General features: G+C 35.9%; 9 protein-coding genes. 8 read left to right on the forward strand and 1 reads right to left on the reverse strand.

What is annotated here, in order from left to right; all coding sequences use genetic code 11:
• Positions 1-114 precede the first annotated feature (114 nt).
• From V7056_RS12960 to V7056_RS12975, 4 genes are all read left to right on the forward strand, one after another.
• A complete protein-coding gene (locus tag V7056_RS12960; protein WP_499702534.1) occupies positions 115-288 on the forward strand; it encodes a hypothetical protein in 174 nt (57 codons plus the stop codon).
• 459 nt (positions 289-747) lie between these two features.
• Complete coding sequence (locus tag V7056_RS12965; protein ID WP_499702536.1) at positions 748-1,110, forward strand: YciI family protein; 363 nt, start codon at positions 748-750, stop codon at positions 1,108-1,110.
• 323 nt (positions 1,111-1,433) lie between these two features.
• Positions 1,434-2,012 carry a dihydrofolate reductase family protein gene (locus tag V7056_RS12970; protein WP_499702537.1) on the forward strand — a complete coding sequence of 193 codons (579 nt, stop codon included), beginning with the start codon at positions 1,434-1,436 and terminating at the stop codon, positions 2,010-2,012.
• Positions 2,013-2,101: 89 nt separating this feature from the next.
• Positions 2,102-2,518 (forward strand): DinB family protein, encoded by a 417-nt coding sequence (locus tag V7056_RS12975; protein WP_499702548.1) that lies wholly within the window; start codon positions 2,102-2,104, stop codon positions 2,516-2,518.
• A gap of 324 nt (positions 2,519-2,842) precedes the next feature.
• Here V7056_RS12975 and V7056_RS12980 read toward each other — a convergent pair whose 3' ends face one another.
• Complete coding sequence (locus tag V7056_RS12980; protein WP_499702539.1) at positions 2,843-3,718, reverse strand: helix-turn-helix domain-containing protein; 876 nt, start codon at positions 3,716-3,718, stop codon at positions 2,843-2,845.
• Between the two features lie 115 nt (positions 3,719-3,833).
• Here V7056_RS12980 and V7056_RS12985 point away from each other — a divergent pair, with 115 nt between their 5' ends.
• The 4 genes from V7056_RS12985 (at position 3,834) to V7056_RS13000 (ending at position 7,903) form a co-directional block, all read left to right on the forward strand.
• Positions 3,834-4,598, forward strand: a complete 765-nt coding sequence (locus V7056_RS12985) for a CPBP family intramembrane glutamic endopeptidase (protein WP_499702541.1) — start codon at positions 3,834-3,836, stop codon at positions 4,596-4,598.
• Between the two features lie 531 nt (positions 4,599-5,129).
• Positions 5,130-6,077 carry a helix-turn-helix transcriptional regulator gene (locus V7056_RS12990; protein ID WP_499702543.1) on the forward strand — a complete coding sequence of 316 codons (948 nt, stop codon included), beginning with the start codon at positions 5,130-5,132 and terminating at the stop codon, positions 6,075-6,077.
• Between the two features lie 351 nt (positions 6,078-6,428).
• The gene (locus V7056_RS12995) at positions 6,429-6,839 is read left to right on the forward strand and encodes a VOC family protein (RefSeq protein ID WP_499702545.1); all 411 of its coding nucleotides are present in this window, start codon (positions 6,429-6,431) and stop codon (positions 6,837-6,839) included.
• A 413-nt stretch (positions 6,840-7,252) separates the two neighbouring features.
• Positions 7,253-7,903 (forward strand): 2OG-Fe(II) oxygenase, encoded by a 651-nt coding sequence (locus tag V7056_RS13000; protein WP_499702547.1) that lies wholly within the window; start codon positions 7,253-7,255, stop codon positions 7,901-7,903.
• Positions 7,904-7,949 lie beyond the last annotated feature (46 nt).

The raw sequence follows: 7,949 nt of genomic DNA on the forward strand, positions 1-7,949 counted from the left end.
AAGTTGGAAGGCTTTTGCTAATATCCTATTTTCAGGAAGATTTTATGAATATATCTTGAGTTGCTTATGCAGTTTTTTTGAAGTATACGGTAGCAATGGGTTGCAACTGTAACAATGAAAGAAATAAAGATAGAAATAATGATAGAAACAGAAGAAGAGATAGAGATTTTACGTTTAATGCAAAAATCACGATTGATAAAGATGACTTCTGTCGTGCAGTTAATCGTTGCGACGATGACAGACGCGATATTTTCGGTCGTCGTATTAGTGACAGAGGTAATTGGTTGAACTGGTAAGTTCAAAAACTAGAAAAAGCAATGAACAAAAGTCTGACGGAGCAACGCCGCTAACAAACGGCTTATGAATGGGGAAACACAAGAAAATGCTATTGAAGAATATCGCAAAGTCATATTCTAAATAAAAGCCTAGGGAATAAGTTTTGGAAAAACCAAGGTCTCAAATGTCTTTATTTAAGATATGAATTTTTACGTCAGACATAATTTGAACCGCCGTATACGGAACCGTACGTACAGTAGTGTGAGAGGTCTGGTTTTGATTCTGTTGAAGATGATGTGACGATTACTAAATATGAAAATGGAAGCATTCTTTATTCTAATATTGAAGCTATAAAAGCTCGATGAACCAAGATATAATGATAATAGCTGTAACAGTAAGAATGGTATCAATGTATAAGGGTTAAATGAAGGATGAACATTAGAAAGCCAAAACCCAGAGGAGGAGTTACTAATGAAATTTATGATGGTTGTGAAGGCTTCAAAGGACTCTGAAGCAGGGACAATGCCAAGGGAACAGATGGATCTTATGTTTGCTGCGATGAAGAAATATAATGAAGAACTGAAGAAAGCTGGAGTCCTGTTGTCAGTCGGTGGACTCTATCCAAGCTCCAAAGGTATTCGTATTACTTACCCTGTTCCAGGTGAACCGCCGACCATTACAGACGGGCCTTTCGCTGAAGTCAATGAGTTGATTGCAGGATACTGGTTCATAGATGTGAAATCTCGCGAGGAAGCCATCGAGTGGGCGATGAGGGCGCCTGATCCACATGGTCTTGGAGAAGGACAGATTGAGCTTCGCCAAGTATTCGAATAGACCGGTAGGCTAAACAGTGGATTAATTGCCTAATACTAAATGTTTTGCAACTAACGAGAGCGTTAGTTGAATAAAATGATCGACGATCGACAATCGACAATTTTGTAGGTGTTTTTAATGTGCTAACTGAAGTATTGGTTGGAAATCATTTAAGATTTGACGTTAAATACAAGAGATCAAAGAGTTTTTTTCCAAGAGAAGAATATAGGGAAAAGGGAAGTATTTAAGAAGAATAATATCTTCTAAACCATAAAAACAGTTAGTAATACCTTGTTTATATAAATTTAATAATACAAACATAACTTAGTAAATAGGAGGATTTTATGAGAAAAGTTATTTTATTTTTACATACTTCTTTAGATGGATTTGTTGAGGGTCCAAACGGTGTAATGGATATTGGATGGGTATCCTACAATGAAGAATTAGAAAAGCATGCAAAGGAAATTCTAAGTACTGTTGACACTGTTTTATGGGGAAGAGGGACATATCAAATGATGAAAAATTATTGGACCTCAGTACCTTCTAACCCTTCAGCAAGAGAACATGAAATTGAACATGCAAAATGGATTGAAGATACACAAAAGATTGTTTTTTCTACGACACTTGAAAAAGCTGAATGGAATAATTCAAGATTAGTAAAAGAAAATATTGAAGAAGAAATTAAAAACATAAAAAAACAGCCAGGTAAAGATATTATTATTTTAGGTAGCCCAAGGTTTGCACATCATCTTATGGAACTTGATTTAATTGATGTAATTAAAATTACTATTTCACCAGTTATTATAGGAAGTGGATTACCTTTATTTAAGGGGTCGGAATATAAACGAAACCTCTCACTAGTCGAAAACAAAACATTTAATTCTGGTGTAATTGGCCTTGCTTATAATATTGTAAAATCGTAAATAAAAAAATTACCCTATTCAACTAACTGGCGCGTTAGTTATATAAAATAAGAATTTAATCTGTTCCTCTTTTTATTAATTATACGATTATTAAATTAATAAACACTTTGAGTGAGGAAGACCTGAAAATTAAACCGACGGTGGGAAAATGGTCAATTGGTGAATTACTTTCGCATATCTCGGTTTTATGTAAAGCTGATTTCATGATTGGATCTGAAGCTTCGGAAGATGAACTGGATCGTTTCTATGAAAAGGCTGAACCAAAAGCGAATCAAAAGGCAATTATCGATTCCCTGATTAGCTACTACTCTTATTTAAAAGAAGGCATATCAAGATTAAAAGATGAAGAGTTGTTACAGGGAACGACTTCATTTTTTGGGGTAATCCATTCACGTTACGAATGGCTGTTGGATACTCAGGCTCATCTGTTTCATCACCGTGGACAATTACACTCAATGATCGTTCACGTACTAAAGCGTGAGCCTAATGTCCAGTTATTCGAGTAAGCGCCGCATTATAAAGCATGTTTAACTAAATGGAACGTTAGTTGAACAACCACGAACTGCTTAGGTAGTTCTTTTTTAATGCACTAAAATGGCAGATTAGTTGAACAAGGAAAGAGGTATCAAGCTAATTAGCAACTGACATTAAGGAGATAATGAGTGTGGATAAACCTGTTTATACAAATGCATTGAGTTTTGATTTCGAAATGGACCACTTGTTATTTGTTTCAGGCCATTGAATAACCTGAAAAGTCCACTAAATAACCAGACAATTTGGTTATTCAGTGGACTTTATCGCAAAATATAGACTTTGTAAGGCTTTAAAGATCAAATTTTTTTCTGATATCGTAAAAAGTAATTCTTAGCTTTTTCGTTATGGATTTGAAAAATAATCTTATAAAAATGGCATTCAGATACTGGAACATTATCAATTTTTCGTAAGAAACTATTTATCTCATCCTTTGCAACAAAATAATCCGAATATAAACTAAGTAAAATCTTAATGAAATGAAATTGAATGAATAGATTAATATCGTCAACTTCATTTATCAAACTTGAGTAATCTTGAAATACCTTTTCCGCTTCAGATATATTGTTTAGGACTAGTAGACTTTGGATTCTATTGAAATACAAATCAGCTAGTTCTTTTGGATAGAGCATATCACTAAAGTTGATATACTTTGACAATTCTTTTGCTATTTTATGATAAAGCTTGAAGGATTCTTCCATTTTTTTCTCTGGTATCGAAAGCAGAACGAGCTTAGCTAGTTTAATCTCATTTAATGTCCAGGACTTGGTGGCTTCTAAATTTGAAATTATTTCATTAAAGGGATCTCTAGAAAAGTTGTAAAAATTACTATTTGTAATCAATACTAAAAGATAAGCTTTTGATGCTAAGTAACGAACCTCTCTAATACTACATGTGTAATATTCTTGATAAATACTATACAATTCCTCAAATTTACCTTTTTTGTAATAATCATCAATCTTTTTTTCTAGTTTCTGAGTATCTGATAAATCCATCTGGTTATGGAAGTATAGAAATTCTTCAAAAGATATATTTAAGTTTTGGAGAAGTCCTTGAATCTTGTCCAAACTAACAGAGTATTTGTCAGCTTCAAAATCACTGTAAAACGATTTTGAAACGACACCAGTATATATCTCTTTTTGAGTTAACCCCTTTTGTTTTCTTATATTCTTCATTGTGGCTCCGTACAACATTTCTCCCTCCCAAATTCCTGTATACAGGAATTTTAACAAATAAAAGATATAAGCTCTATGATAAATTAGAAAAAAATAAAGAGTTGGAGGGTTCATAATGATTAAAAAAAATTCTTACTTGGTGCTTATTCTGTATAGCGTATTTTTGACTTTTACAGTTTCTGTCTTTTCCGCATTATCAGTGATTACTAATGTCAGCGAAAAAGGTGTGTTACTATTTCAAATTCTTGCTTTTTCTGTCATGGCATTCTTCTTTACAAGACAAATTATGAAGAGTGATACGCCGCTTAAGGAATTGGGTTTCTCCCTAAAAAATAATGACTACCGTATTTTTATCATGCTGGTGATTATTGTATTAGTTCAACCAATTATGTTAGGAATAGACTCAAATATTTCTTTATCAGTATTTTTATTAACTGTCGTGCAGATGATTTTAGTTGGATATACAGAGGAACTACTTTTTCGGGGGCTCTTTTACATAAAATTAAAGGATAAAGGTCCAGTTTTGTATGTTGTATTTTCTTCTCTTGTTTTTGGCATTTTGCACAGTGCTAATGCCATTAATCCAGAGAATAGTTATATACTTGTTATTCTTCAAGTAGTAAATGCTTTTTTACTAGGTATTATTTTTGCCTTCATTTATTTCTTAACTAAAAAGATTTTGATCGTGATTTTAGCCCACACGTTTTTTAATATCTTTGCGAGTATCACTAATCAAGTTTCACTTGAGAGAAATGTTTACACTGTAGTTGCTTTATCTATCCTTTATGTCATTTGTATATTATTGCTTGCTATTATTCGAAAAAAGTTTTATTGTGTCAGTTCTTTTAATAACAGTACAACATCTGAAATTAGAAATTAAATTGAAGGATCTAAAGAAAGAAACCCGAAAATGATTATAAAAATCAAAAGGTATAGCGTTAACAGAATGGTGGCAAACTTGCAAATTATTATTTAGAAGCTTATGAATTTCCGTTATCAAGTTCAATTGTTCAAATACATCCTTGGTAAACTTTCATTATTTGTCTTTATTTTTTCTTTAAAAATATAAAAAAATGACGAAAGGAAATACGAAGCTGTTAATAACAAGTTTGTGAATAAGTTTACTTCAACAAATTGGCGCGTTAGTTCAATAACATTCGGCTGCTTCGGCAGTCTTTTTTGTTTCGGTAAATGGGAGTTTAGTTGAAGAACGTTGTTTAACTTATGTTCAACATTCGGGCCAGTTGACGGAATAATTCCAACGGATGCCTTGCCCTTATTTTTTATTTTGTAGAGATTTCCTCATATATGCCATTACACAGCCATGTCCATCAACTCCTGAGTCGCTAAATTATCTTCTACATTAAGATATGGTATATTATTTTGTAATAAACATTCAAGGGGGTAACCAATGAACAAAACAGACCGATTGTTAGCCGTTGTGCTGGAGTTGCAACGTAAAGAAGTTGTACGTGCCGAAGATTTGGCAACCCTATTTGAAACTAGCGTGCGAACCATCTACCGCGACATTCAGGCGCTGAGTGAAGCTGGCGTGCCAATCATAGGAGCCCCTGGGACAGGATATTCCTTAATGGAAGGCTATTTCCTGCCCCCTATCAGTTTTACGGTACCAGAAGCCGTGAGCCTACTGATTGGAACAGACTTTATCGAACAACAATTTGATGATGATTATCGTGTCAGGGCTCAAGCGGCTCGTGGCAAAATCGATGCCATTCTTCCGTCGAGCGTTCGCAATGAAACTTCTCATGTACTCAAAACTATGCGTTTGCTCATTTCCGATAAACAGGTTACGCCGTCAAAAGAAAAGAAATATCTTGAAAAGATCCGTCGAGCGATATTAGATGAGCAAAAGATAAACTTTCATTATGCAAAAAGACTTACAGATTCCGAGGGGAATCACCATAGTGTTCGTACCGTTGCTCCCTATGGATTGGTGCTCATTCAACGATCGTGGATGCTCGTAGCTCGATGTGATCTGCGCCAAGAGATTCGCCACTTCCGCTTGTCCCGAATGACGGAACTTATCGATCTGGAAGAACGATTCGAACTGCCGGCACATTTTAACTTAAGGGAGTATACCCCTCTGGATGATAGAAACTTGCGAGTTCGCCTTCGATTTAACCATGACATCGTAGATAAAGTGAGGGAGTCGAATTATCATTATATTGAGGATATGGAAGAGCATCGAGATGGATTACATGTGGTCTTACGCGTTCGTCAACTAGACGAATTGCTACAATGGGTACTTGGCTGGGGAGCGGGAGTGGTTGTATTGGAGCCTGAATCATTCCGAAATCGGATTCGTGAGGAAGTCAAAAAAATGTTAAAACACTACTGACATACTGTTGTCAGTAGTGTTTTTTTATAATCGGTATAAGCAAACGTAAAGGAGTGGGAGATAAATGTGAAGTATGAATTGCAAAGGATAATTCATATCGCTATGGACCAATTGCAAAGTAGCCAGACATTGAAGGAGGGTCGTAAAACCAAAAATGGAATAATTATTGATTAAATCTAGCCTTTACACCTTTAAACCTGGGTAGAACCAACGAACGTCCGTTAACCCGCAAATTAGGTTACTTAAAATGGAAAAAACAGGACTTCGTAACCTTTTGCAATTTACGAAAGCATCGCTGGTTCTGGCCAAAAATGATATGATACGATGTTTTATTAGGAAGGATGTTATCTCGTGAATTTTGCTTCTGTTCGCATTATTACCGACGACTTGGATCGTCTTGTCAAGTTTTATGAAAAAGTCTTGGGTGTTTCGGGGGAACGCCCCGCGCCTGTCTTTGCCGAACTAGTTTTGAAATCGTGCACCCTGGCAATCGGCCACTCGCAGACGGTACCACTGTTCGGCACTGGTTCCGCAATAGCGGCCAGCAATCACACTGTCATCATCGAATTTCGCATCCACAACATCGATGCCGAATACGAACGTTTAAAGCCATTTATTGATGAGTGGGTGAAGGAACCTACCACGATGCCGTGGGGGAACCGTGCTATGTTGTTCCGTGATCCCGACGGCAACCTTGTTAACCTTTTCGAGCCGGTGACCGAGGAAGCAATCAAACGGTTCAGCGGTAGGGTTGACGGATAGTTGAAGCGAGTTTGGCCACAATTATGAGAGTGGCAACGATTTGTAAAATATAGGGCCATTTATTTTTGGCCGAATGTACCGATATCATTTCTCTGGTGACTACATCGTCTATCCCGGTTTGAAAATGAACCATTAAGAAGCTTTTGAACTATAATCGTATGGTTTAAATTAGCTCGAAAAAACAGGAATAATTGTCGTACCCCTCCATATATATTAAAATTATCTTGATTGTCAAGATATCGAAACACTACATTTAAGAGATTATATAAAAATAAATTGTATAAGTCATTGTGAAAGTTTCTATTTAAACTATAGAGGCATCCCTTTAATAAGGGATGCCTTCGTGTTTAGGAAGTTATCTGATATACTGTTCATAGAAACATTATTCTGAAAATTAAATTATTTGGGAGTTGATGATCGTGACCTTGAATGGATTAACCGAACAAACGATTTTTCAACAGAATGGGAATACGTTTCAAGCAGAAGGTCGGGATATCCGGATTCTTGCGAGGTACGAAGAACCACTCGTGGTACTGCTAGGGAATGTACTTAGTGATGATGAATGTGATGAATTGATTCGATTGGCAAAGGACCGTATTAAGCGTTCGAAAATTGGGTCAACTAGGGAAGTGGACCCGATCCGAACAAGCAGTGGAATGTTTTTTGCAAACAATGAAAATGACCTCATTGCGACCATCGAAAAGAGGATTACAAAGATTATGAACGTGCCTGTTGAACATGGGGATGGCCTTCAAATTCTACAATACTTACCTGGTCAAGAATACAAAGCGCACACGGATTATTTCTTACCAACTAGTCAAGCTGCGAAGAATAACCGAATTAGTACAATTGTAATTTATTTAAATAATGTGGATCAAGGTGGGGAGACTGTTTTTCCTCAACTAAAGCTTTCTGTGACACCGCAAAAAGGAACAGCAGTCTATTTTGAATATTTCTATGAAGATGAGAACATAAACAAGTTAACCCTGCATGCTGGTGCACCAGTTATCTCTGGAGAAAAATGGGTCGCTACACAGTGGATGAGAAGGCAAAAAACAAAGTAATGGGTCAAAAATTGGATTCCTAAGCGTATTCCTTATTCAACTAACT

The organism is Bacillus sp. JJ664 (genome assembly GCF_036962205.1).
GTDB lineage: Bacteria > Bacillota > Bacilli > Bacillales > Bacillaceae_G > Gottfriedia.

What these genes read in the sequence shown, in the direction of transcription:
- V7056_RS12960 (WP_499702534.1), top strand. Translation starts at nt 115, where the DNA reads ATGAAAGAAATAAAGATAGAAATAATGATAGAAACAGAAGAAGAGATA.
- V7056_RS12965 (WP_499702536.1), top strand. Translation starts at nt 748, where the DNA reads ATGAAATTTATGATGGTTGTGAAGGCTTCAAAGGACTCTGAAGCAGGG.
- V7056_RS12970 (WP_499702537.1), top strand. Translation starts at nt 1,434, where the DNA reads ATGAGAAAAGTTATTTTATTTTTACATACTTCTTTAGATGGATTTGTT.
- V7056_RS12980 (WP_499702539.1), bottom strand. Translation starts at nt 3,718, where the DNA reads ATGAAGAATATAAGAAAACAAAAGGGGTTAACTCAAAAAGAGATATAT.
- V7056_RS12985 (WP_499702541.1), top strand. Translation starts at nt 3,834, where the DNA reads ATGATTAAAAAAAATTCTTACTTGGTGCTTATTCTGTATAGCGTATTT.
- V7056_RS12990 (WP_499702543.1), top strand. Translation starts at nt 5,130, where the DNA reads ATGAACAAAACAGACCGATTGTTAGCCGTTGTGCTGGAGTTGCAACGT.
- V7056_RS13000 (WP_499702547.1), top strand. Translation starts at nt 7,253, where the DNA reads ATGATCGTGACCTTGAATGGATTAACCGAACAAACGATTTTTCAACAG.